General features: G+C 55.2%; 18 protein-coding genes. 17 read left to right on the forward strand and 1 reads right to left on the reverse strand.

Annotated elements, in window-relative coordinates; genetic code table 11:
* Positions 1 to 391 precede the first annotated feature (391 nt).
* The 5 genes from IDH45_RS13855 (at position 392) to IDH45_RS13875 (ending at position 9307) form a co-directional block, all read left to right on the forward strand.
* Entirely contained in the window at positions 392 to 4363 is a 3972-nt protein-coding gene (locus tag IDH45_RS13855) for an FIMAH domain-containing protein (RefSeq protein WP_190928541.1), read from the forward strand.
* A gap of 193 nt (positions 4364 to 4556) precedes the next feature.
* Complete coding sequence (locus IDH45_RS13860; protein ID WP_190928543.1) at positions 4557 to 5477, forward strand: DUF6612 family protein; 921 nt, start codon at positions 4557 to 4559, stop codon at positions 5475 to 5477.
* Positions 5478 to 6398: 921 nt separating this feature from the next.
* Positions 6399 to 7025, forward strand: coding sequence for an FHA domain-containing protein (locus tag IDH45_RS13865; protein WP_223836639.1), 627 nt, complete (start codon positions 6399 to 6401; stop codon positions 7023 to 7025).
* Between the two features lie 27 nt (positions 7026 to 7052).
* Entirely contained in the window at positions 7053 to 8342 is a 1290-nt protein-coding gene (murA, locus tag IDH45_RS13870) for a UDP-N-acetylglucosamine 1-carboxyvinyltransferase (RefSeq protein WP_190928547.1), read from the forward strand.
* Positions 8343 to 8743: 401 nt separating this feature from the next.
* Entirely contained in the window at positions 8744 to 9307 is a 564-nt protein-coding gene (locus tag IDH45_RS13875; protein ID WP_190928549.1) for an NUDIX domain-containing protein, read from the forward strand.
* A gap of 149 nt (positions 9308 to 9456) precedes the next feature.
* On the opposite strand, the gene IDH45_RS13880 is transcribed toward IDH45_RS13875, so the two are convergent.
* Positions 9457 to 9645 (reverse strand): hypothetical protein, encoded by a 189-nt coding sequence (locus tag IDH45_RS13880; RefSeq protein WP_190928551.1) that lies wholly within the window; start codon positions 9643 to 9645, stop codon positions 9457 to 9459.
* A gap of 564 nt (positions 9646 to 10209) precedes the next feature.
* Between IDH45_RS13880 and IDH45_RS13885 the strand changes: the two genes are divergently transcribed.
* From IDH45_RS13885 to IDH45_RS13940, 12 genes are all read left to right on the forward strand, one after another.
* Complete coding sequence (locus tag IDH45_RS13885) at positions 10210 to 11367, forward strand: ROK family transcriptional regulator (RefSeq protein ID WP_190928552.1); 1158 nt, start codon at positions 10210 to 10212, stop codon at positions 11365 to 11367.
* A 125-nt stretch (positions 11368 to 11492) separates the two neighbouring features.
* Entirely contained in the window at positions 11493 to 12836 is a 1344-nt protein-coding gene (locus IDH45_RS13890; protein ID WP_190928554.1) for an ABC transporter substrate-binding protein, read from the forward strand.
* Positions 12837 to 12914: 78 nt separating this feature from the next.
* Positions 12915 to 13682: a Cof-type HAD-IIB family hydrolase gene (locus tag IDH45_RS13895; protein ID WP_190928556.1), complete on the forward strand. Its 768-nt coding sequence runs from the start codon at positions 12915 to 12917 to the stop codon at positions 13680 to 13682.
* A gap of 332 nt (positions 13683 to 14014) precedes the next feature.
* On the forward strand, positions 14015 to 15943 hold the full coding sequence (locus IDH45_RS13900) for a family 10 glycosylhydrolase (RefSeq protein WP_190928558.1): 1929 nt from the start codon (positions 14015 to 14017) through the stop codon (positions 15941 to 15943).
* A 441-nt stretch (positions 15944 to 16384) separates the two neighbouring features.
* Positions 16385 to 17146 (forward strand): GTP pyrophosphokinase, encoded by a 762-nt coding sequence (locus tag IDH45_RS13905; protein WP_190928560.1) that lies wholly within the window; start codon positions 16385 to 16387, stop codon positions 17144 to 17146.
* Between the two features lie 51 nt (positions 17147 to 17197).
* Entirely contained in the window at positions 17198 to 18268 is a 1071-nt protein-coding gene (locus IDH45_RS13910) for a hypothetical protein (RefSeq protein ID WP_190928562.1), read from the forward strand.
* 27 nt (positions 18269 to 18295) lie between these two features.
* Positions 18296 to 19108, forward strand: coding sequence for an aminoglycoside adenylyltransferase domain-containing protein (locus tag IDH45_RS13915; RefSeq protein WP_223836640.1), 813 nt, complete (start codon positions 18296 to 18298; stop codon positions 19106 to 19108).
* A gap of 10 nt (positions 19109 to 19118) precedes the next feature.
* Entirely contained in the window at positions 19119 to 19292 is a 174-nt protein-coding gene (locus tag IDH45_RS13920; RefSeq protein WP_190928564.1) for a hypothetical protein, read from the forward strand.
* A gap of 177 nt (positions 19293 to 19469) precedes the next feature.
* Positions 19470 to 20162: a sigma-70 family RNA polymerase sigma factor gene (locus IDH45_RS13925; RefSeq protein WP_223836641.1), complete on the forward strand. Its 693-nt coding sequence runs from the start codon at positions 19470 to 19472 to the stop codon at positions 20160 to 20162.
* Positions 20122 to 20466 carry a hypothetical protein gene (locus IDH45_RS13930; protein WP_190928566.1) on the forward strand — a complete coding sequence of 115 codons (345 nt, stop codon included), beginning with the start codon at positions 20122 to 20124 and terminating at the stop codon, positions 20464 to 20466. Before IDH45_RS13925 ends, IDH45_RS13930 begins: the two co-directional genes overlap by 41 nt.
* The gene (locus tag IDH45_RS13935; RefSeq protein WP_190928568.1) at positions 20441 to 22699 is read left to right on the forward strand and encodes a carboxypeptidase-like regulatory domain-containing protein; all 2259 of its coding nucleotides are present in this window, start codon (positions 20441 to 20443) and stop codon (positions 22697 to 22699) included. Before IDH45_RS13930 ends, IDH45_RS13935 begins: the two co-directional genes overlap by 26 nt.
* 197 nt (positions 22700 to 22896) lie before the next feature.
* Complete coding sequence (locus tag IDH45_RS13940) at positions 22897 to 23778, forward strand: ADP-ribosylglycohydrolase family protein (protein WP_190928570.1); 882 nt, start codon at positions 22897 to 22899, stop codon at positions 23776 to 23778.
* The last annotated feature ends 66 nt before the right edge of the window (positions 23779 to 23844 follow it).

Consider the following 23844-nt stretch of genomic DNA (forward strand, 5'->3'; position numbering starts at 1 on the left):
ATTTCCGTGTCTGCATATGACATCCGCCACTGTCAATAAGTCCGGGGGAAGGAGAGGGATACAGAACCGTATACAACTTGGGGAGCCGCATGCAGCCTGGCAAGCGGACTGTACGAACAGCGCCGGCAATCGGAGGAGCTAGGTTACGCTGTGCAGATATTAGGTGTCTGGTCGCCGGGAGGGGCAACTCCTGCTGCCGAATCCGTCCTTGTACTTGTACAGAGACGGAGCTGACGGGGTGTCCTGAATCCGGACCGCTATCGCCGAATGGCTCGGAACGCATGGCAAGAGCCGATATCGTACAGGGAATTTGCTGCCGGCAATCTGATTGGTTTCGCGAAAACACTGCATGTCAGTCCGAACAATCCATGGATCGGAGAGGAGCGTTATGATGACCGTTCGCTTACGGCAAAAAATGATCGCGCTTGCGGCTATCTTCAGCTTATTGGCAGCTCTGCTGCCTGCGGCCGTGTGGGCCGATTCGCCTGCCGGCACGGAGGCCGAGACAGAGACGATCGCTAACGGCGGCTTCGAAGAAGTTGCAAGCGGCAAACCGGCCGGCTGGATCGGCTTCGGCTCGGGAGCCGTCTACGAGTCTGTGTATCAGCCCGTTCACGGAGGCAATTTCAGCGTGAAACTGACGGACAACTCGCCCCAGGGAGGGAACGGCATTCGCAGCAGCTCCATCCCCGCCGTTCCCGGCAACCTGTATAAAGCTTCCGTCTACGGGCGAAATGAATCGGGAACTTCCCAGCTGTATCTGGAGTTTTGGAACGCGGCCAATCAGCGGATCGACGTGAAGATCGCCACCGTTCCGGCAGGCGCGCAATGGAACGCCGTTGAGATTGTTGCCGAAGCCCCCGCAGGAGCGGTGGGCGCCAACGTGCTGCTCTACCAGCATCAGTCGAACGTCGGGGTTGCTTATTTTGACGATGCTTCGCTTCTGGAGGTGCCGCTTGTCATGCCTTATAACGGCGGATTTGAAGAAGTGGCGGGAGGCAAGCCGGTCGGTTGGACAAGCCTCAGCCCGTCATCGGTGTATAGCTCCGATTCAACTACGGTTCACAGTGGCGTGTACAGTCTGAAGATGGAAGATCCGAGCACGACGTCGGGTCCCGGTCTGAGGAGCGGCAGCATGCCTGTAATTGCGGGCAAGCTGTATGAAGCGTCCGTGTATTCGTATAATGAATCCGGCCTATCCCAGCTGTATCTCGAGTTCTGGAACAGCTCCAACGTACGGATTCTTACGAAAATCATCACCAATTCCGCGATCGGCACCTGGGAAAAACTCGAAATTCAAAATGAAGCGCCAGCAGGAGCGGCCTATGCTACGCTACTGATGTATCAGCATGTAGGCAACCAGGGCACGGCTTATTTCGACGACGCCTTGTTCCGGGTGGCGCCTCCCGAGCCGGTAAGGGAATTTCCGCTTCTGAACGCAGGCCATCCGAGATTGTACTTCACCCCCGCGGATCTTCCTTCCTTGCAGTCAAGAGCTCAGGATACGGTCCATGCCCCTTTCGGCAAAACTGGCAAGCAGCTCTGGGACTCGATCAAAAGCACAGCAGACGCTTATTTGACCGAAACGAGCTTCTCCAGAACGTATTATGCCGGCAAAGTCGTGACCTTCCCGCTGCCGCCGGTGCAGCCGGGACCGATCGAGAATCCGCCCGGATTTACATCGCCATATCCGTATTGGACGATGATGACCCGCTCGATTCAAGAACGGCTGGAGACGCTTAGCCTCGCTTATGCGGTGTCCGGCAATACGGCTTATGCGGACAAGGCCAAATCGTACGTGCTGTCGCTCGCCGGTTGGAACAGCTGGACCGATCCGACCTACCCGTGCGGCGGGGAAACGTGTCTCGATACGTCTCACCTGACATTCGGGGTCAGCATGGCGTTCGATATTTTGTACGACATATTCACCGAAGCGGAGCGCACGCAGGTTATGACGGCGCTGGAGAATAAAGGTCTGATCCCGCTTTATAAGGATGCCAGAAACAAGCTGGACCATAATATCCAGTCGCTCCGCGCGGCGGCGCTGGGCAGCGGGGCGGCGGTTCTGCTCGGGCACAGCCCGAACGCAAACGCCTACTTGACGAGAGCGATGAATTATTACCAGTGGTATCTGGACGAGCGGATGACTTCCGGCCAGCAGGAAGGCTTGCTGTATACGAGCTATGCGATGGACAATATGATTAAGGCGTTCGATCACATTAACCGCGTCACCGGCGTTCAAGAGCTGGCCGATCATCCGTTCATCAACGATTTCCTCGTTCGCTGGATCGTGTATGCCCTGGCTCCAGGCGGAGGCGGACTCGCGAACTTCTCGGATTCCGGCACGGCGAACTATTTCGGCTTGACGATGAACGTCATCAACGCCTGGCTGAACAACGGGCAGGCCGGGTGGTATTTGCAGGAAACGGGCGCGGCTGCCAGCGGCAACGACGGCTTCCTGTACTTCCGTCCGAACGCCGTGATCGCATCTCCCGACGAATGGCCGGCATCCGCTGTTCTGGACGAGATCGGCTGGGCGCTGCTTCGAAGCGGCTGGGAAGCCGACGATATGCTGTTCGGGATGGTCGGCAACAATTCGAATCTCGGTCACAACCATTTCGACCAGAACAGCTTCCAGATTGCGACAAACCGGACATGGATCGCCGGCGACGCCGGGTATCAAGACTACGTAGCCGGTCCGGCAAACGATCTGACCGTCCGGCTCGGGCACAGCACCATTCAGGTGGATGGCCAAGGGCAGACGGTCCGGGGCAGAGGTTCCTTGACGGAAGGGCTTCTCGCTCCCACCTATGATTACATCAAAGGGTCCGCAGCCGGCGCGTACGGCAATCCAAAGCTCGACCGTTTCGACCGCCACGTCGTTAACTTGAAGCCGGATACGTTCGTGCTGCTGGACGAACTTGAGGCGGACGCCCCCCATGTGTACGATTGGGTGCTGTTCAGTGGAGCGCTGAACCATTTCGAGGTAAACGGCCAGGAGGTGCAAGCCGGCCAGACGACGCAAGGCAACGGATTGTACGTGCGCAGCGGCGGAGCCGAGCTGGCTGCCAAGTTTTTGGCCGATACGACATTGCCGATCACGGTCACCCAGCATCCGGGGGCGGAATCGTACGGCTACTATACGAAAGTAGGCAGCGGCGCGGCAACCGCCGATCACCGGTTCCTGACCGTGCTGAAGGCCCGTCCGTACCAGCCGCAAGGTCTGTTCGACGAGTCCAACCTGCTGCCGCTCACAGACAGCTCCGGCCGTGAAGTGAAGCTCGTTCAAGCGTCGGGCAGCACCGTTATTTTCTATCGCGGAGCTGAGACCGGCGACTACATGACCGTCACCGTCAACGTTCCGGAAGACGGTACCTATGCGCTGAAAAGCCGATTCTTAAAATCGCCCATGTACGGCATCGTCCAAACATACGTCGACGGACAGCCGGCCGGCGGAGCGTTCGACGGTTATGCTCCCGATGTGACGGGGCCGGTTACGGCCGATCAAGGCAATCTTCAACTGACGGCCGGAACGCATACGATCCGGTACGAAGTAACCGGCAAAAATGCGTTGTCGGGCAACTACTTTATCGGCCTTGACGCGGTTACGCTGCTGCCTGCCAATTCTCCCGAGCTGGAGCAGTTGGAGGTTAGCGCGGCGATGGTTACCGGCACGAACGGTGTCGGAGCGAGCGTCGACCGGGAAGACGGAAGCGGCGTGCGCGATCTCGTCGTGTTCCGCACCGGAAATTCCGGTTTCACCGTCGGCGCTGTGACCGGCGATGCCGAGCAAGCAGTCGTAAGTTATAACAGCAATGACGATATCGTCGGATTTAAGATGACACGGGGAACCTCGCTGCTCTCCGCCAACAGCGTCCTGTTATCGGGCAGTTCGGCGTTCAGCGCATCGTTCGATACGAGCAGCGAGACGTTGGAGACCGAAGGGATTATAGACACCGCCGCAGCGCAAAACATCAGCATTCAAGCGCCGGCCGACGCCCTAATTTATGTGGACGGTCAATTGCTGGGCCAAGGCAATTACACGGTCAACGAGCCGGCGGGGACGGTCGAGCTGGCGTTGAGGGCGGGACGTCATCAGGTGCGGATCGTGTCGCTCTCGGCACGGATCGATGCGATGATCGAATCGTGGGGACTCACTCCTCCGGCCTCTCAGATCGTCTCGAATACGGTTCGGCAGATGCTGCATCACTGGAATCGAGATAATACCGAACAAGCGATAGCGCGTCTGGAGCGGCTCCAGGATCATCTGAACAAACCGCCGCTGTTAGCCGTATTGCCGCAGGAGATCCGTTCGAAGATTCAGCAGACAGTCCAGGAAATGATCGGTCTACTGGGCGGCTGACCCCTATATCACAACGCGGAAAGAGAACCGGGTGCCGCTTGAGCCGTAAGGCTTGAGCGGCGTTTTCCGCGCCGGGCGAACGGGGAATTTGTCGGAGTGTGACGAATTTTTTAACGGGAATAGGTCCTAAGCTCCCTATGTTTGGAAGAAACCGTGTGGTAAAATCCTCAACGGATAGGGAGGAGATAAAAATATGAAAAAACAGACAAAACTGAAAAAAACGGCAACCTCTGTACTGCTGGTACTTTGCGTAGCCGCTTTGGCCGCATGCGGACAAAAACCCGCCGAGCCTGCCGGCCAGACGCCTGTGGCATCGAACGGTACGGAAGCGTCTTCGCCGGCGAAGACGGGCGAGACTCCAAAACCGGCGGAAACGCCAAAAGCGAGCTCCGCTTCGGAAATTTTTATGAAGTCGATGGAAGTAACGGCCAAGTTGGACAGCTATACGGTAAACATGAACGCCAAGCAAAATATCGAGCAGGGCGCTAACAAAATGGACATCCAGTCCAAAATCGATATGGATGTCGTCATGAAGCCGCAAATGTCGTTTAAACAAACGATGTCGATGAACATGATGGGCCAAGACATGAAGATGGAGATTTATATGACCAAAGATGGCGTCTTCATGAAGGAATCGACAACCGGACAATGGATGAAGATGCCTAAGGAGCAAATGGACGCGGTAATGGGCGCGATGTCCAGCGAGCAGCTCGATCCGGCCAAGCAGTTCGAGAAGCTGAAGGAATTCGCCAATGACTTCACAATGACGGAAAGCGGCGATACGTACACGGTCGTTTTGTCGGCAAACGGAGATAAATTCAACGATTTTATCCAAAAAGAGATTCAAAACAACATGGGCAGCGATCCGGCGATGCAAGAAGTGGTGAAGCAAGCGGCTTCCGGCATGAAGATTACGAAGATGGAATATTCGTTTACAATCGATAAAAAGACGTACTATCCGAAAAACATGAAAGTGAACATGGATTTCGACATGGACGTTCAAGGCCAGAAGATGCGCATGATTCAAGCGATCGACGGCACGTACGCCAACTACAACGGCGTAAAAGAAATTACGGTTCCGAAGGAAGCGCTGGAAGCTCCAGCAGCCGGCTAAGCGCCGGTCCCGGACAGCTTTGCGGTGAAGTCGTGAGAAACGGCTCCGCAAAGCTGTTTTTTTGAAAGACCCGAAGGTGTAGGTTCTTCACCGGGGTAAAGCGGAGAAGGAGGCTCCTTTCTAGTCCAGCCAGAGTCGGCAAGTGAGGAAGCTCCTCGCGGGCGGCCGGTTGGTTTTGCTGACCGCTTCAAGCGGGGGAAGCAACCGATTAAGAGCGGTTTGTACCCGTTATTCTCTTCAAAACCCGCTTGGCTGGGGAAATAAGAGCGGTTTGAAGCCGCTAAAATCTGCGAAAAGGGTACATCCCATCAGTTTGGTTGCAATAAGGGGTACAAACCGCCTCTATTCGTTTTCGCTTGTCGATAAGGCCGAAAATAGGAGGGGCCAAAGACTTCTATTCTGCTCAAAGTCCGCGTGCGTGCATACGTTTTGGCGAAGGTGATTACAACCTGCTCTCCCAAATGAGGGCAACGGGTTTCGAATGGAGTGGAGTCGGGTTGATCCGTAATACCTTATCAACGAGAGCCGGAGCGCAGGACCCTTCCTCTTTATCGCACCAACCTATGGGTTTGAACACCAAAATAGGACCGTCCGGTTTTCACTTTCACCGGGCGGTTTTTTCTATCGTCGTGCAGCCTGTCCGGTGACGGGAAGGCAGTCAGCTCCGAACCAAAAGCCCTATTACGAGGCAAAACAGGGGGCCGTAAAACAAATTACCGCTTGAAGCGTATAAGCCTATGGTATACGATTTGGCTTATTATTGATTTATCAGGGAGCCGTCAGTGATTCCCGATTTTTAATCAGGCCAAAATGGGATAAGATGAGGAAGATAGCAGAATCGGAGGGAAACGCAACTTGGAGACGTTCGCATGTTTATATATTGTTAGAGGGGAGCCCTTTCAGCCCGGGACATGCTTGAATTTGACGGCGGAAGAAACCGTGGTCGGAAGAGCTTCAACTGCCAATTCCCCGGACGTTGCATTTACGAATACGTTTATTTCCCGCAACCATTTTGTTATTCGCAAGGAACGGCAGAAAGCGGTATTGTACGACTCGGGAAGCCGTCACGGCACCGAGATAAACGGAGTCAGAGCGGTTGCCCACACGCCTTATCCTTTGGAGACAGGGGATATGATCAAGCTGGCCAAAGGGTTAACCGTCATTCAATTCTCGTATTCATTCGGCGATCAGACGCTGGAGATGGAGCCGATCCGTCTGGCCGAGCCGGGAGACCTTCCGTCGGTTCAGCCCGCAGTAGATTGGGAGAAGCGGGAATGCGTCATCGACGGTAAACGGATGGCGATGTCGGAGAAGGAATATTTGTTCCTGCAGCTGCTGCAGGATCATTCGGGGCGTCTCGTAACCATCCCCGTCATCAAGCAGACCGTATGGCCGGATCGCAACCCCGGTCCCGACGGAAGCCCCGACGTTACGATGGACGAGCTGAACGCCCTTATATACCGGATTCGTAAAAAGTACGGGAGGGACACGTTTCCGATCCGTGCGGTACGCGGGAGCGGATATATTATGGACAACCAATCGACATAGGACCTATGAGAAGAGGGTGGAGCGGGAATGCGATATATACAGATCGAGCCTGCCGGCAAACTTCAAGGCGTTATTCAAGTACCGGGCTCCAAAAACAGCTCGCTTGCCTTGCTTGCGGCATCTTGTCTGGCGGACGATATTGTCACGCTGGAAGGCGTCCCCTACAATGAGGACGTGAGGGTCATCAAGCAGATCGGCAAGGAGATCGGGCTGAAGCTGACCCGGCACGGAGACGGGCGGATCGAGCTGGACCCCCGGTATATTCACAGCGCCGTGATCGATCCGGGGAGAGCTTCCTCGTACAGAGCTTCCTATTACTTCGCCGGCGCCTTGCTGGCCAAATTCGGACAAGTTACGATCGGTTATCCGGGTGGCGACAATTTCGGATCGCGCCCGATCGATCAGCATATCAAGGTGTTTCAAGCGATGGGAGCCAAGGTCGTCTTCCAGGAGGAGGGCTACCGGGTGGAAGCCGCCGAGCTGCACGGCGCGGATATTTATTTCGATACGATCACATGCGGCGCTACGATCAACGCGATGCTGGCCGCTGTCCGGGCGAAGGGCCGGACGCATCTGTACCATGCGGCTGTCGACCCGGAGGTTGTCGACACGGCTGCATTTCTGTCCCAGCTGGGCGCAAAAATCGTCGGAGCCGGCACAGGCCGTATCCGGATCGATGGCGTCCCGTATCTGAACGGCGGGTACCACACAGTCATCCCGGACCGGCTCATTGCCGGCACGTTCCTGATGTCGGCGGGAATCACAGGTGGACAAGTGACGGTGGATCAGGTCATTCCCGAGCACTTGGGGTCCTGCATTGCCAAGCTGAAGGAGATCGGGCTGACGATCGAGACGACGGACAGCCGTATAACCGCTTACGGTGCCGATACGATCAAGCCTGCGCGTATACGGGCGTCGATGTACCCGGGATTCGCCACCGACCTGCAGCAGCCGATGACCGCGCTGCTCGTCATGGCCAAAGGGAAAAGCGTAGTGACCGAATCCGTCTTCCCGGACCGGTTCAATCATATTCCGCAGTTGAGGCGGATGGGCGCCGATATCGAACTGCGCAAAGAAACTGCAACGATTCGCGGCGGCCGGCCGCTTCAAGGCAACTGGGTGCATGCGACCGATGTGCGCGCAGGGGCGTGCCTGCTGCTCGCCGGACTCGCTGCGGAAGGAACGACGCGTATTACGGGCGTCGAGCATCTGGAGCGCGGATACGCCGATGTCATCGGCAGCTTCCGTTCGTTAGGAGCGCAGCTTAGCTTTATGGAGCAGGCAGCGGAGGCGGGCTTCGACTCGCACATCGGCTAGAGAAGGCTCCATGTGTCGTTCAGGCGCATAGAGATTCGAACAGGCACACGTATCATGCTATCCCCAAAGTGTCGAATGACAGGGGAACGTCCCGAATTTCAAACAAAAGGACCTCAAATTCCGTTGCAAAACGGAGGCCGGGGTCCTTTTTAGTCGTGGAAAAGCCGTTTCGGGCGGGCACTAAATTGTAAAAGGACTAAGGGAACAGCCCCTCTGCTACGGAAAAGTAACCGCTTTTGAAGAAGAGGAGATGGCATAATTTGAATTGATTTATGGACATATAGGTGTTAAGATTTTCATATGGGTCATTAAATGACCTATAGGGACATCAACTGTCCCACGACTTAAAAAACTCAGCGTAGACTATATCCGCTTCTCCACAAATAGCAGGAGGTATTCCGATGGATTATCCCGAACTGGTATTACCCCGGCTGCGTTATCAATATTGTCCAATGTGCCGCACGAAGCTGATCCGGGGAGTGTTAGGCGACGACGGGATTGAGCGGGTGAGCTGCCCGTCATGCCGCTGGACGCATTATCCGTCGAATGCGATGGGGGTTGTGATCCTGATAACAACGGATCATGGGATTGTCGGGTTATTGCCGCCGGACGCTCCGGCTTCATTTCCGGGTGCGCTGCCGGGCGGTCACGGAGAGTACGGCGAGTCGCCGGAGGAAGCGGCTGTACGGGAAGCCTATGAGGAGACCGGACTGCACGTGGCGATCACCCAATTGTTAGGCTGGGAATTTGCGAGAAACGAATCGTATCCGGGGCCGATGCTTAACTTTTATTTCGAAGCGAAAGCGGTTGGCGGCGTATTACGGGGAAGTGAAGAAGGAAGAGCAGCGGTATTCGAACTAGACCGGTTTCCGTCCGTCTCGCCCAAGCGGGGCGGAAGCACCCGGACGTTAAAGCTGTACAAGGAAAAGCTCGATCAAAGGAAGCTTGGCAGCATGGGCAATTGACGCATCCTCCGGACCGAAGCCTTCGTATACGCAGGCGGCGCCTGAGCAGCGGCACATGCTTCGACGGGCTCCTTCGAATTGAACTAGCACCGGGGAGCCCGGAACCGCGACGACGATCGATGATGGAGCCGGTTAGCTTGACAGGGCGGTTACGAATTGTCTGATCTTCGGGAAGTGCGTTCCAGGCGAATCGGTCTCTGAATTTCCGCATAATTGTCGTCGATATCCGATTGGATCGACTTGATCAGGTGAAGCGCATAACTTCGTTCATACTGGTCGGGAATGGATTGAATGATCTCCTCCAGCTGTTTAAACCTCGTTTCCGTGACGAACCTCATCATCGGTCCCCCTCTGGTCGTTCTTCCTTACATCGTTCGTTCGGCTCTTCACGTTTCAGTCGAATGCTGTTCATCTTTCTATTCTACCCGTATCCGTTCGGTAAAGAAAGGGGACGTGGGAGAGCCGAGCTATACTTGCCGGGAATCGAGATTATGAACTTGATAGGATAGACATGACGTGAAAAAAATTTACACCGCGATGACAAATTCGGGATTGTGCTTTAACAAATGATCCTTAAAATAGAGATTGTAATTGTTTAATAAAACAAATTGATTTATTAATTAAAAGGGGGCGTTTGGTATTTTGGTTTCGACCGCGCGATACCGGAAAAGGTGAAGATGACCTTCCGACCTGCCGCGCTGAGCACAAAAAAGCACAATGCAATGAAGCACGGCGACTGGGTATTCATGCATGACAGCAGCAGATGAACGTATACACTGTAAAAGAGTACAGGACCGGACCCTCCGGTTTTTCCGAACCAACCATAGCTGGGGATGTTCCTTTCCTATTCAAATCATTTGATTTATAATACGAAAGGAAGAAGTACCGAACCGGAGGAAAATATGCAAGCTAACAAACCGACAAGCAATAAATTGTTGAAATCGATTAATCAGCAAAAGGTTCTGCGCCTTATCTTCACAGACGGCCCGATCTCCCGGGTGGAGCTGGCGGAGAAAACGGGACTGACCCAACAAACGATTACGAATATCGTGAACCGGCTGCTGCAGGATCGGATCGTGCTGGAGATGACTCCGACCACAAGCAGCGTGGGCCGCAAGCCGGTCCCGCTCATCGTCGACGGAAGCAGCATGTACGCGATCGGGATCGAGGTGGCGGTCCAGTATATCCGCGGCTCGCTGATGGATTTTCAGAATAAACGGATTTTTGAAGTCAAACGGGAGAAGATCGACCGGGAAGGTTATCCGCTAGCGTATATGATTCAAGTTGTGGACGAACTGCTGCAACACGTGCCGGATCAGAGCCGGCTGCAAGGAATCGGCTGCAGCATTCAAGGGCTCGTCGACTCCAAGCAAGGGATTGTGCTCTATTCTCCGGGGCTCGGCTACCGTGATTTCCCGCTTAGAGACCGGCTGGAGGAGAAGTACGGACTGCCGGTGCTGCTCGATAACGACGTTAATTTGCTTGCGCTCGTGGAGAACCTGAACGGCAGGCTGGCCGCATCCCAGAATAATATGACGCTGAAGCTGGATTACGGGATCGGCGGAGCGATCGTAGCCAATAACCAGCTATGCTCCGGCGCGAATCATGTGGCCGGGGAATTCGGACATTACAAAGTCGTCGTCGGCGAACAGGCCGTAAAATGTCACTGCGGCGGCAAAGGCTGTCTGACGACGATCGCTTCGATCAGCAGCTTGCGGCGGTCCGGCTGGAAGCTGGACGATTTCCGGACCCGTGTGCTGGAGCAGGAACCGGAGGCGATAACGCGATTCGGTTCGATGATCGACGGTATCGGCCTGGCGCTGAGCAACATGATAACGATGCTGAATCCCGAGCATGTGCTCGTAACCGGCGCTCTTGTAGATGCGTTCAGGGACACGCTGATCGATGCCGTCAAAGAACGGATCGCAAGCTCCGTCCCGGATACGTGCAAAGGGGTCCAAATCATATGCCTGCCGGAGACCCCGAATGAATCGATATCGGCGGCCGGATTGGTCATGAACGATTTTTTCGAGGTGCCGCTGGAGCAGCTGTCTCTGTAGCGAACGGGGGAGAGGATATCAGTACGTGTCGTCTTCCTGCGCCCCCTTAATGAGGCGGAGCTGCGCGTTCCTCTTTTTCGGCACATTACTAAATCAAATATATTAATCAAATAAGGGTAATTCCGATGCTGTCTCATAAAAAGATTGCAACGTACGGCACTGTGCTGCTCGCCGTTTCCATCGCTTTGTCGGGCTGCAGCCAGTCCGGCAGTGGCGGTACTCCGTCCGCCGGAACGACGGAGCCGGGCGCTCCGCAGAACGTTCCCGAGTTAAACATCACGGAGCCGGTTACCGTCAAGCTATACTCTCACTACGCGGCGATCAACAACCAGAACGATCTGAACGCATTGTTCAGCACCGTCAACCAGAAGCATCCGAACATCAAGATCGAGCTGATTAAAGGAATTACGCTGAACGATATGATAGCAGCCGGCGAAGTTCCCGACCTGATCGCTACGACCCATTTTTATATGAACGGACTGCTGCCTCTCGGGGTTGCCAGCGATTTGAATGCATTCGTCAAAACATACAAAGTGGATCTCGGCCAGTTCGAGCCCCAAGCCGTCAATGCTGTGAAAAGTTATGGCAAAAACGGCGAATTGTATGGGATTCCGTATACGTTAAATTACGGGGTGCTGCTGTACAACAAAGAGATTTTTAACAAGTTCGGGGTTCCGTTCCCGAAAGACGGCATGACCTGGGAAGAGGCGATCGACCTCGGCAAAAGGCTGACCCGCAAAGACGGCGAAACACAGTTTATCGGACTCGATCTCGGGACCGACCGGACGCTTGCCCGCGGCTATTCGCTCGGAACGGTCGACAAGCAGGGCAAGGCGGCTTTCGATTCGGACGGCTACAAGAAGATGTTCGGACTTATGAAATCGGTTTATGAGATACCGGGGATGATCGGCGATAAGAACAAATATACGTACGGTGTCGATTATTTGATCAAGGATCAGAAGCTGGCCATGTTCCCGTCCTGGTTGGCAGCGATTACAAGCCGGTTGAAGACGGCGGAAGAAGGAGGGCAAACGTTCGATTGGGACGTCGCCGGACACCCGGTATTCTCGGATAAGCCCGGCGTGGGCAGAGAGATTGAGTTCCAGTCGCTGATGGTGCCGCCGACGGCCAAAAACAAAGAAGCTGCCTACCGGGTCATTTTGACGATGATCGGCGAAGAGTCGCAGGAGGTGATGAACAAAGACCGGAATTTGACGATCCTGAACAAGCCGGAGCTGCGCACACAGTATGCTTCAACGACGAACATTTTCAAAAACAAAAACTTATCTGGTGTATTCTCGGTGAGACCGGCCGAAGCGCCAATCGCCTCGGAGTATGATAGCGAAAACTACAAGTATTTGCGCGAGGCTACGGAAAGCATGATCTTTGGCGGTGTGGATATCAACTCCGCGCTCCGTACGGCGAATGAGAAAGCGAACAAACACATTGAAGAAGTGAAGACGAGATAATGCGAGGTTGGGGCTCCCGGGCGGAGCCCCGCATTTGCGTCACTACATTCGCAAATCTTATAGGGAAAGAGGGATATCATGACCGCATACCGGTTGCTGGCATTGGATATGGACGGCACGTTGTTAACCGACAACAAAACGATAACGGAGGCGGCGGCCCACTGGATCAGGCTTGCTGGAGAAGCGGGGGTCACGGTCATGTTCGCTACCGGGCGCGGGATGCAGACGGCCGGCGCGTTCTGGGACGAGCTTGGCTTGTTGTCTCCGATGGTTCTGCTGAACGGTGCGGAGATATGGGAAGGGCCGGGGCGGCTGCATGAACGGACGTTTCTCAGCAGGGAAGATATCCGCAAGCTTCACGAATTGGCGGCGGTTGTGTCGGGGGCTCGCTTCTGGGGCTACAGCGTCGAAAGCTTGACCGGCAGCAAGCATTGGAACGACGAGATGTTCGACCGGGATTGGATGAAGTTCGGCATCCATCATCAGGAGATTGACGTCATCGAATCGCTGCGGGAAGAGGTGCAAAGCTGGGGGCATCTGGAGGTTACCCGGTCGGCGGATACCAATATGGAAATATCGGTACGGGGCGTCAGCAAGGCGTCCGGTGTAAAAAAAGTGTGCGGGCTGCTCGGAATTACGATGGACCAGGTGATGGCGGTCGGCGATCAGCATAACGATATGGAGCTGATTCGCGCAGCGGGACTCGGGATCGCGATGGGCAATGCGGACGAAGCGTTGAAGCGGGCCGCCGACGGGGTGACGGATACGAACGAGCGCAACGGAGTGGCGAAGGCGATTCAGAAATATATTTTTCAATTGGCCCCTTCAGAGTCGCAAGCGGGATAAGGGGAGGGCAGACCGCAAGGGCTGTTCCAAGGGCGGCCCGTAAGGATACAAGCCCGGCAGCAACACCAGAACGAAAGCCTCTATATCCACTTTGCAGTGGGAGCGGAGGCTTTTTTTATGCTTGGCCTGCAGCTTGTCCGCCTCGCTTACACGAGTGCGATTAGAAGCCATCCTTATTAACAAATCAGTTGGCAAGTAAGTATATATTATGTATAATATATAATGTAATGAAATAGTCGGCGATTTCACCTGCCCAGCCGCCCCGAGACAAGTCGACGGAACCTGCAATGTACATTAGGCAAGTCCACCATAACCAGGGAGCTGATCGGATCGTGAGGACCATCAAAAGAGCGGTGCATATCGATTTTCATACGATGCCGGACATACCGGATTTCGGAGAACGGTTCGATGCCGTCCAGTTCGCGCGCACGCTTGCCGATGCGCGGGTCGATTTTATCAATTTCTTCGCCAAATGCAATATCGGCTTTGCGTATTATCCGACGAAGATCGGCATCCCGCATCCGCATCTCAAGTTCGATATGCTGGGTCAGGTCGTCGAGGAGTGCCGCAAGCTGGGGATTGGCGTTACCGCGTATTTTAATGTAGGCCTCGACCACGAGATGGCGCGCAAGCGCCGGGACTGGACGGTCGTCAACGAGGACGGTCAGATTATATACGGGGACAGAACCGCCAACTTTTTCCGCAACATGTGCTACCATTCCGGTTATCGCGACTATATGCTGGCGATGATCCGCGAAGTTTTGGAGCGGTATCCGGTGGAGGGCGTGTTTCTGGACTGTATGGCGGTGCGCCCGTGCCACGGGAACGAATGTCTGGAGACGATGCGCGAGAAAGGGATGGACCCGCTCGATCCCGGTCAGGTGCGGGAGTTTGCCCGCGAAGCGCTGCTCGAGTTTTGCCGGGATGTCAAAAAGCTGGTCGGGGATGATAAATTTTTATATTTGAACGGACTGAGCACGCAGGAAACGAAGGGGCTGCGGACTCATTGGGAAATCGAGTGTCTCCCGGGCGCCTGGAGTTACGACTTCTTTCCGGCGCAAGCCGCGTATATCCGTAATTTGGGGCAGCAGGTGTTCTACATGACGGGGCGGTTTCATGCCAACTGGGGCGATTTCGGAGGACTCAAAAGCAAGGCGTCGCTCCAGAACGACTGCTGGGATGCGATCATGAATGCGATGCCGACCTCGGTCGGCGATCATATGCATCCGCGGGACGGACTGGATGAACCGGTGTACCGGATGATCGGAGACATCTACCGCGACATCGAACGTTACGAGCCTTGGACCGACGAGGCGGCAGCCGTTGCGGATGTTGCCGTGCTGACCCGAACGGACGGACATCTTCACGGCTGTCATGCGGGAGCGGTCCGCATGCTGGGCGAACTTAAGCTTACGTACGACATTATCGACGAAGAGATGGAGTTTGACCGCTACAACCTCCTTATTATGCCGGATCAGATAACGGTCACTCCGGCGCTGCGGGCGAAGCTGAAGGCTCATTTATCGGCCGGCAAAGGGATTATCAGCTCCGGACACTCCGGGCTGGACGAGGCTCACACCGGGTTTGCCATGGAGGAGTGGCAGTTGAGCTATGAAGGGAAGGATGCGTCGAACGCCTCTTATTTCCGGATAAAGGAAAATGCGGGGGATGACATACCCGATATGCCTTGCTCGATGTACGGAACGGGAATCCGGATGAAGCTCGGAGAGGGCTCCCGGACGATTGCGGACTACGTGCAGCCTTATTTTAACCGGCGGTGGGACGGTTTCCACGGTTCCTTCTATACGCCGCCCGAGAAGGAGAATGGGGAGCCTGCCGTGGCGAGATGCGGAAACATCATTCACTTCTGCTTCCCCGTATTCGGAAATTACAACCGTCATGCGTACCCGGTGCACAAATATGCGGTGAAGCATTGCATCGATCAGCTGCTTGCGCAGCCGGTGATCCGGTGCGAACGAATCCCGACGACAGCGCGTGTGACGGTTACGGCGAAGGAACGGAACCGGATGATCCACATCAAGCTGACGTATCCGGAGAAGCGCGGCAGCTACGAAGTGATCGAGGACCGCCCGGTTCTGCACGGCGCGGCGGTATCCTTAAGGGCAGACGGCGTGACGGCCGTCTATATGGCGCCGGACCGGACGCCGCTGCCCTTCGACCGGACGCCGGACGGCTATGTGCGGATTGCCCTGCCGTCTATTGAAGGGTATGCGATGATTGTTGCGGAAACTGCGCTATGACGGACGGCTGACATTGGATTCGGAATGAGGAAAAAAACACTTGCTTACCTGCAAGTGTTTTTTTATTGACGCCGGAAGTTCAAGTTCTTCACCTTACTAATGCGGGTAAAGAGATCCTCGTATTTGTCGAGTCAGCCAGTGTTATGAGTTGCATGTCATTGTTTATCATTGCTTATCATAGCCGTTCGGCTCTCTGTGCTGCTGCTAGCTGGGGGAGGGGGACCGAATAGGAGCAGTTTGCAGCCTTTATTTGGATGTTCAAGATTGAAGCTGCTAGAGACTCTTATCTGGTTAGGCAGTCTGTAGGCGCGTCGTCTCCGGTTTTCCGAAGCGGTATTTGTTCTGGCCGGGTTCCGTCTTATGGTATAATGGGCTGGATAGGCTTGGGAAAACTGCCGGTATACGGCCATGACGAACGGACAGACAGAAAGGGAATCGGCAATGAGTATTAGTCAAATGGAACAGGTAAAGACGATCCGCAACAAAATTACGCGGTTTATGATGATGTACAAGTTCGCCCTAAGCGAGCTTGAGACGAAAGTGGACATTCTGAAGGAAGAATTCCATCTGCTGCACGATTACAATCCGATCGAGCACACAAAGTCGCGGATCAAAACGCCGGTCAGCATTATGAACAAGCTTCACCGCAAAGGCTGCGGCACTTCGTTTTCCAGCATCAGGGAAAATATCAAGGATATTGCGGGGCTGCGGATTACGTGCTCCTTCATCTCGGATATTTATTGGATCAGCGAGATGCTCAGCAACCAGAGCGACTTGAACATCGTAGAAATCAAGGATTATATCATGAATCCGAAGCCCAACGGCTATCGCAGCCTCCACCTGCTGATGCAGGTACCGGTTTTTATGTCGGACCGCCAGGAGAACGTGTTTGTCGAGGTGCAGATCCGGACGATCGCAATGGACTTTTGGGCGAGCCTGGAGCACAAAATTTTTTACAAATACGATCAATCCGTCCCCGCCCGTCTGCTGCAGGAGCTGAAAGAAGCGGCTGACTCGTCCAATGAGCTCGATCTGCGGATGGAACGGCTGCACCGGGAGATCGAAGCGATTAAGGGAGAACAGCATCACGACGACGCCGAGGAGCTGGCCCGGTTTATGATCGACAATAAGCATTTCTCGATCCCGGCCGCTTTGATGGAACTGCTCAGCGAAGATATAAAGCTTGGAAAATCCGGGGTATAAGCGCCACGCTCGATGTGCCGGGGGAGAGGAAGAAAAAGGGAGGTTTTCGAAATGAGCTGTACGGTTATGTTTCCGCATGACGGCGATATATTGAATGTGTACGATGGCCAAATCCGGGAGGAGCGGCTCGTTATTAACGTATCCATATCCGCGCCGGACGGTAGGCAGTTGCTCGTCAACGGTGCCGAAGCGCGCCGGGAGGGCGAGTACTACTACGGGGAAGCCGCTTTGGACGGATATGCGAATACGATAACGGTGACGGATCGGGAGACGGGTTACACCGACAGCCGGGTCGTCTATTGGCTGAAAAACGCCGTGAACAAATACCGGATTGCGGTTGACGACAACATCTGGTTTCTGAAAGACATCGTCGACAATCGTCATCAGTACCGGTCCATCTTCGACAACCCTTACCTCGGCATGTTCAAGGATATTCACGACAAGTACGGCACGAAGGTGCAGTTTAATCTGTACTACCAGACGGAAGGCTTCAACCTGACGCAGATGCCGGATACGTACAAGGAGGAGTGGAAGGCGAATGCCCACTGGCTCCGGTTAACGTTCCATGCGCTGCAAAATGACCCGCCCCGGCCTTATGAACACGCGGAGCCCGAAGAGGTGCTGCGCGACTGCAAGCTCGTCACCGGCGAGATCGTCCGGTTTGCAGGCGAGGAGGTTCTGGAGCCGGCCACGACGATCCATTACGGCGCGGCGACACGCGAAGGGTGCAGAGCGCTCCGGCAGTTCGGCTTCCGCGGATTAGCCGGTTATTTCCGGTTTGCAGACGGACGCCCGATCGTCTCTTATTATTTGAACGACGAGCAGACCGCGCATCTGAACGGGCGGGACTTCTGGAAAGATCACAGCGAGGATCTCATCTTCATCAAGATCGATGCAGTGCTGGACGGGCTGAAGAAAAACGATATTATCCGGGAGCTCGACCGGGTCAAGGCGAACCCGGGCGAAGCGGGATTTATCGAGCTCCTGATTCACGAGCAATACTACTATCCGCATTATACGGCTTACCAGCCGGATTACTGGGAGAAGCTGGAGACCGCAGCCAGGTGGGCGACGGAGAACGGTTACAGTCCGGCCTTTTTGAGCGAGTGCATCGGGGAGTAAGGAAGCCGGAAGGAGCGGGTGAATCGGATGAAGCGGATGAAGACGGACACATCGCTAAATTTGAATAAGATCGTGGATCTGTTCAGGCAGCTGCTCGAGGACCGGTTGATCGGTATTTATTTGCACGGTTCGCTCGCTATGGGCTGCTTTCATCCGGATCGGAGCGACATCGATTTTCTGGTCATCCTGAAGGATAAGCCGGACGAGGACACGTACCGCAAACTGGCGCGTGCCGTACTGAGGATGGCCGACGACATGCCGGAACTTCCCGAGCTCGAATTCAGCGTGCTGCTGGAATCGGCGGTGAAGCCGTTTACGTATCCTACGCCTTTTGAATTTCACTACTCCCCGCTCCATAGAGAGAAATACAGATTGGACGCAAACTACAGATGCGGCGGATTAACGGACGAGGATTTGGCAGCCCATCTGACGATCGCCTATTACCGGGGCATCGCTCTATACGGCCCGCCGCTCCGGGAGCTGTACGAGCCTGTAGATGCCTTGTACTATACGTCGTCGATCCTTAATGACATTAAGGATGCGGCCCGGGATATTCTTGTGAACCCGCTGTATATGACGTTAAATTTATGCCGGGTGTTGTACTATTTGAAAGAAGGGACGATAAGCTCCAAAAAAGAAGGCGGGGAGTGGGCGGTACAAGTTGTTCCGGACCGGTACAAGGCGCTGATCCGCCATGGTCTGGACGAATACAGCGGAGTATCCGCGCGCCTGGAAGCGGAGACGCCGTTGCTGCCTGGCTTCGCCGAGTATATGCTGACTGAAATCAACCGGTCCCTCAGGGAACGCGAATCGTCCGGAAATCGGCTGACGAAGGAGTGAGCGGCAGCAGATGAACCCTTATCATTGCTGTGCTTCCTGTACGCATTATGAGATCCGGAAGCACACTCCGGAGAAATACTGGTGCAGCCGGCTCGGTTATGCAACGAGCCCGAAGTACGTATTCGACTGCTGGACGCCGAAAGAATCGGTCCTTCATGCAATCGGGAAGAACAAGCCGAAATAATTCGCCGCGGCTGCGTTCGGGGTCGGGGAAGAGAGACGGCCTTTCCGCATTCCGGCAAATCGCTTCATCCTGGACGAGTACCAGCATGATGTTAACCGTACCTTTCCGGGCAGGAAAGCAGCTACACCGCTTGGAAGGAAGACCAGCAAGTTTCGGCAGGCCGAGCGCCTGCTTTTTTTGATTTTACGAATCGAAGAGGAGCTGTGTTTCAACTTTTTTTTGCCAAAAGGCGTATTGCATGCAACCGGATCGGCACAGCTTGCATCTAAAGTGCAGAGAGAGGGGGCGAGCGGACTGGATGTCATCGAACGGTTGAAGCGCCGGGATGAAGCTGCGCTGCAAAGTTTGATGGAGATACACGGCGACTATTTGCTTCGCACGGCCTATCTCCTGCTCAAAGACCGGCAGGCGGCGGAAGAGGCGGTTCAGGACACCTTTATCACCGCTTATTACAAGATCGGACAGCTCGCCGAGCCTTCCCGGCTGAAAGGCTGGCTGACCCGGATCGCCGTCAACCGGTGCCGGATGAAGCTTCGTACCTGGGACTGGAACCGGCTGCTCTCATATGCACGGATGGAATCGTTTCTGGGGGACGATCCGGAGCCCGGTCCGGAGGAGCGTTTCTTTCTGGAGCGGCGCACCGAGCGTCTCACCGATGCGGTTCATCGGCTGACATATTTATACAGAGAGGCGATCACGTTATATTACTACAATGAACTGACTGTGCGGGAAATGGCGGAACAGCTCGGAACGAACGAAAATACGGTTAAAGCGCGCCTCGCCAGAGGGCGTTCGATGCTGAAGCGGATCTGGGAGGAGGGGGACCACGATGAGCAGGGACAACGAGTCGGCAAAAATACGATTGGATGAGGAGCTCAGCGAGCTTCATTTTACGAAGCAGGAGGAGGTGCGGAAGCAAGCTTTTCCTGCTACCTGGAGCCAGCGGCTGCGCGCGTTATGGAACAAAGAGATCGAGCTTCCGGTCGTGCCCGGCGCTGCGGCGGCTTTGTTATTGTTCGTCTTGCTGGGCGTTCAGCGGCTCCCTCCCGGCTCCGAACCGGAGCATCCCGCGCCTGCGGCGGTCCGGCAGCTCGTCGAAGCGGGCGGCAATACGTATTGGGAAGATGAACTCGAGAAGGCGGTGACCTATGCTGAAAATCAAAATAAAAGTTAAGCATCTGGTCCTGTCGGTATTGGCGATCGCGGTGGCCTTGCCGCTGCTGACGGAAGTGGCGCTTCCTTACTGGAATTTGTATTACGCTCGACAGCAGGCGGCTGCCGGCAATATCCGGGGGGGGCAGGGCATCATGGAGGCGCTCGACGGTTCGCTGTTTACGGAAAAGCAGAAGCTGAAACTGATACGGGAGACGATGATCGAAGGAGCTATGGCGCCTGAGCGGATGCGTGCATCCAACTACGATTTGTATGTCGGCCCCGGTCATACCCAGTCCCATCTGCCGAACCGTACGGAGCTGTTCCGGACCGAAGAGAAAGTGCCTTACCTGGAATACTATGTGAACCAGGCTCCGATCGACGGTTATTGGTCGCAGGCGGTGAAACATCTGGCGTATGTCTACGACCGCAAAGGGCTGCCGGAGGAAGCGATCCGGACGCTCGAGGAGGCGGAGCGGCGGCTGACTGCCAAAGGCTTCGCTAATGTGCGCCAAACGCTCGTAATAAGACGGGCGGAGCTGCTCGCGGCCAGCGGACAAGTGGAGGAGGCGGACCGGGTTCTGGCAGAGTTCGCATACCGCCAGCTGGAGGGCGAGATGAACAGCAGCGGGGAGATCGCCCGGATGAGAGCCCGGGTCTGGATCGATGCCGGTCAAAGCAGGCAAGCGCTGGAACGATTCAGTGCCGAGCTGGAGGAAGCGAATTCGCTCCCGGCGGCATCCGCCAATAGGCAGGTCTTTATACACCAAATAACGATGCTGCAGGAGCTGCTGCAAAAAGAGGAACAACGGCTCGAAGCGGGACGTACAATCGTCTCGGGGACGCTCCGCCGCAGCGACGGCACGCCGATCGTAAACGCCGGCGTCTTCCTTCGGGAGGAGTCGATCGCGAATCGCAGCGTGACGGAACAAGATCCGTATCAGACGACTACGGATGCTTCCGGGCAGTATACGTTTTATGGAGTCACTCCCGGCAGCTACCAGCTGTACCTGGGGATGAATTTCGATCAGATCAGCGGCTGGACGTGGCCGATCGGCAATGACGAATGGACGATCATCGACGGACAACCGAACGTTTCGCTGCCGGTGACGTTATATCCGCTGTTGGAGCTGTTTTCTCCGGTGAACCAGCAGACCCTGTCCGGACCCGACATCGAGTTCGAATGGGAACGGGTGGAAGGAGCAGCCTATTATAATGTAAATGTAGGAATCGGATTCAAAAACGGATCGGGCAGCACGACGCTGCAGACGCATGTGGAGAATAACCGCTTAACGATTCAGGCGGAACGGTTGTACGATCAGGTATTCGGCTTGTCGTATGAGACGGAGAGGGACTGGGCGTCAGCCGACCCGGCGGGTCTGCTTGGTTTTTCCAATCCGGACAACCGGTTTTTCTGGAGCGTCGAAGCTTTCGGCGCGGACGGCCGGATGCTGACGAAGAGCAGCGGCTACCGGCTGGATGACGATTCCATCGGCAACCTGCCTTTCTTCTACATGAAGCAGAGGACGTTGACCGAAGCGGATCGGCTCGTTCAAGCACGCCATTATGAGGAAGCTTTGTCGAAATACAAGAAAGCGCTGGAGAACGATCCGAACGACGTTCACGCTCTCCGGATGGTCATTCGCCTGCTCCAGTCGAAAGCGCTCGTGATGAAGGACGAATCGATACAAGAAACGCTTGTTCCGTATTTGAAGCGGATGCTGGAGGTTCGTCCCGAAGCCGTCTATGCGAGCGCGCTGGCGGAATATTATGCCGGGAAACGGGACTGGGCGGAATACAATACGAGAATCGGGCTTTACGACCGGCTGCGTCGCTCGCCCTTGTCCTCTTACGAGCTATCGGTGCGCGGAAAGACGCTGACGCAGCAGAGCCGGTTCGACGAAGCTTTGACGTACTTCGAACAGGCGATGCGGCAAGATGGCAGCCACCGATTCGTCGGATTGTATCTTGCAGTCGAAATCTTTACAGACCGCTCGATGGAGGATGCGCTACGGATTGCAAAAGCTTACCCGGAACATTTCGTCGGTCCGCCGCAGCGGAATTGGGTCAGGCTGGTCGAGGCGATGGGCGAAGAATCTGCAGCCTCATCCCAGGCGAAGGCGTACATGGACGAATTAGGAGAGAAGCTGGAATGGGTGTTTCAAGGCGACGAGGAGCGGTTGAGATCGTGGATCGCGGCGACCCGACAAGACGGTATGAAGGAGTTTGTAAGAGCGGTTATGGCGGTTCGATAACTGAATCGGGGTGGAGGAGAAAAGTCCGAGCGATCGGGCTTTTTTCGTTATGCCTTGAAGCTGGGGCATACGGCGAGCGGGCGTGTGCTTGACAGCAAGTGTAGGGGAGGATATATAATACTATTATGATAATAACAAAATGATACTAACAAATTTCAGTCTAGCTGACGGAATAAGCTGGATAGGGAGGGGAACTTATGAATCGGTTGAATCGTATAAAAGGCGGTCTGTACGGTGTCGCAATCGGGGATGCCCTGGGCGGAACGACGGAGTTTATGACCCGAAGCGAGGTCAAAAACAAATACGGCTACCTGACGGAGATCATCGGAGGCGGCGTCTGGGATCTGGAGCCGGGCGAAGTGACGGATGATACGATGATGACGCTCGCGGTCGGCGAAGGGATCGTCCGCAACCCGCATGATCCGATTCCGCATATCGGGTCCAACTTCCTGGAATGGTACCGGTCCGATCCGAAAGATATCGGCAATATCATTAGAAGAGTATTAAGCACTTATAACGGCAGCTGGTTCGAAGCCGCCTACATCGCGGATCTGGATCTCGGTCAAAGCGCCGGTAACGGCTCGCTGATGCGTTGTCTGCCCGTAGGGCTAAGCTACCCCGGACTGCCGGAGATCGAGAAGTTTTCGCGGTTGCAGTCGAAAATGACCCATTACGACGAACGATGCAGCGAAGCTTGTACGCTGTACAACCGGATCGTATACCGGATTATGAACGAGGAGCCGCTGCGCGAAGCCGTTCGCAGCGAAATCGGGAATACCGTCTACGCATCCGTCCTCTCCCGGGAACCCGACTGCGAACCAAGCGGTTATGTCGTTCATAGTATGAGCTGGGCGCTTTATATCCTGCTCCAGGCCGAATCGTTTGCGGAGGTGGTCCAAGCGGCGGCGAACTTGGGCGGAGACTCGGATACGATCGCTGCGATAGCGGGAGGGATCGCGGGCGTGTATGATGGATATGAAGGCATTCCCGCGTCCTATTCGACCAAGATTCTGATCAGGGACCGGTTGGATGAGCTGGCGGAGCAGTTGGCCGCCGTGCGCGCCAGGCTGATTACTTAGCGACTGGTCGCTATGAGCTCCGGCTGGCGGCATCCGTTCCGGCCGAACGGTGTGAAATTCGCAAAG

Source organism: Paenibacillus oceani (assembly GCF_014705615.1).
Taxonomy (GTDB): domain Bacteria; phylum Bacillota; class Bacilli; order Paenibacillales; family NBRC-103111; genus Paenibacillus_AB; species Paenibacillus_AB oceani.

Excerpts from the sequence above, each read along its gene's own strand:
- IDH45_RS13890 (WP_190928554.1), top strand. The coding sequence starts at position 11,493 with ATGCTGTCTCATAAAAAGATTGCAACGTACGGCACTGTGCTGCTCGCC.
- murA (WP_190928547.1), top strand. The coding sequence starts at position 7,053 with ATGCGATATATACAGATCGAGCCTGCCGGCAAACTTCAAGGCGTTATT.
- IDH45_RS13915 (WP_223836640.1), top strand. The coding sequence starts at position 18,296 with ATGAAGCGGATGAAGACGGACACATCGCTAAATTTGAATAAGATCGTG.
- IDH45_RS13935 (WP_190928568.1), top strand. The coding sequence starts at position 20,441 with ATGCTGAAAATCAAAATAAAAGTTAAGCATCTGGTCCTGTCGGTATTG.
- IDH45_RS13880 (WP_190928551.1), bottom strand. The coding sequence starts at position 9,645 with ATGAGGTTCGTCACGGAAACGAGGTTTAAACAGCTGGAGGAGATCATT.
- IDH45_RS13920 (WP_190928564.1), top strand. The coding sequence starts at position 19,119 with ATGAACCCTTATCATTGCTGTGCTTCCTGTACGCATTATGAGATCCGG.
- IDH45_RS13885 (WP_190928552.1), top strand. The coding sequence starts at position 10,210 with ATGCAAGCTAACAAACCGACAAGCAATAAATTGTTGAAATCGATTAAT.
- IDH45_RS13860 (WP_190928543.1), top strand. The coding sequence starts at position 4,557 with ATGAAAAAACAGACAAAACTGAAAAAAACGGCAACCTCTGTACTGCTG.
- IDH45_RS13855 (WP_190928541.1), top strand. The coding sequence starts at position 392 with ATGACCGTTCGCTTACGGCAAAAAATGATCGCGCTTGCGGCTATCTTC.
- IDH45_RS13905 (WP_190928560.1), top strand. The coding sequence starts at position 16,385 with ATGAGTATTAGTCAAATGGAACAGGTAAAGACGATCCGCAACAAAATT.
- IDH45_RS13940 (WP_190928570.1), top strand. The coding sequence starts at position 22,897 with ATGAATCGGTTGAATCGTATAAAAGGCGGTCTGTACGGTGTCGCAATC.
- IDH45_RS13910 (WP_190928562.1), top strand. The coding sequence starts at position 17,198 with ATGAGCTGTACGGTTATGTTTCCGCATGACGGCGATATATTGAATGTG.
- IDH45_RS13895 (WP_190928556.1), top strand. The coding sequence starts at position 12,915 with ATGACCGCATACCGGTTGCTGGCATTGGATATGGACGGCACGTTGTTA.
- IDH45_RS13930 (WP_190928566.1), top strand. The coding sequence starts at position 20,122 with ATGAGCAGGGACAACGAGTCGGCAAAAATACGATTGGATGAGGAGCTC.
- IDH45_RS13875 (WP_190928549.1), top strand. The coding sequence starts at position 8,744 with ATGGATTATCCCGAACTGGTATTACCCCGGCTGCGTTATCAATATTGT.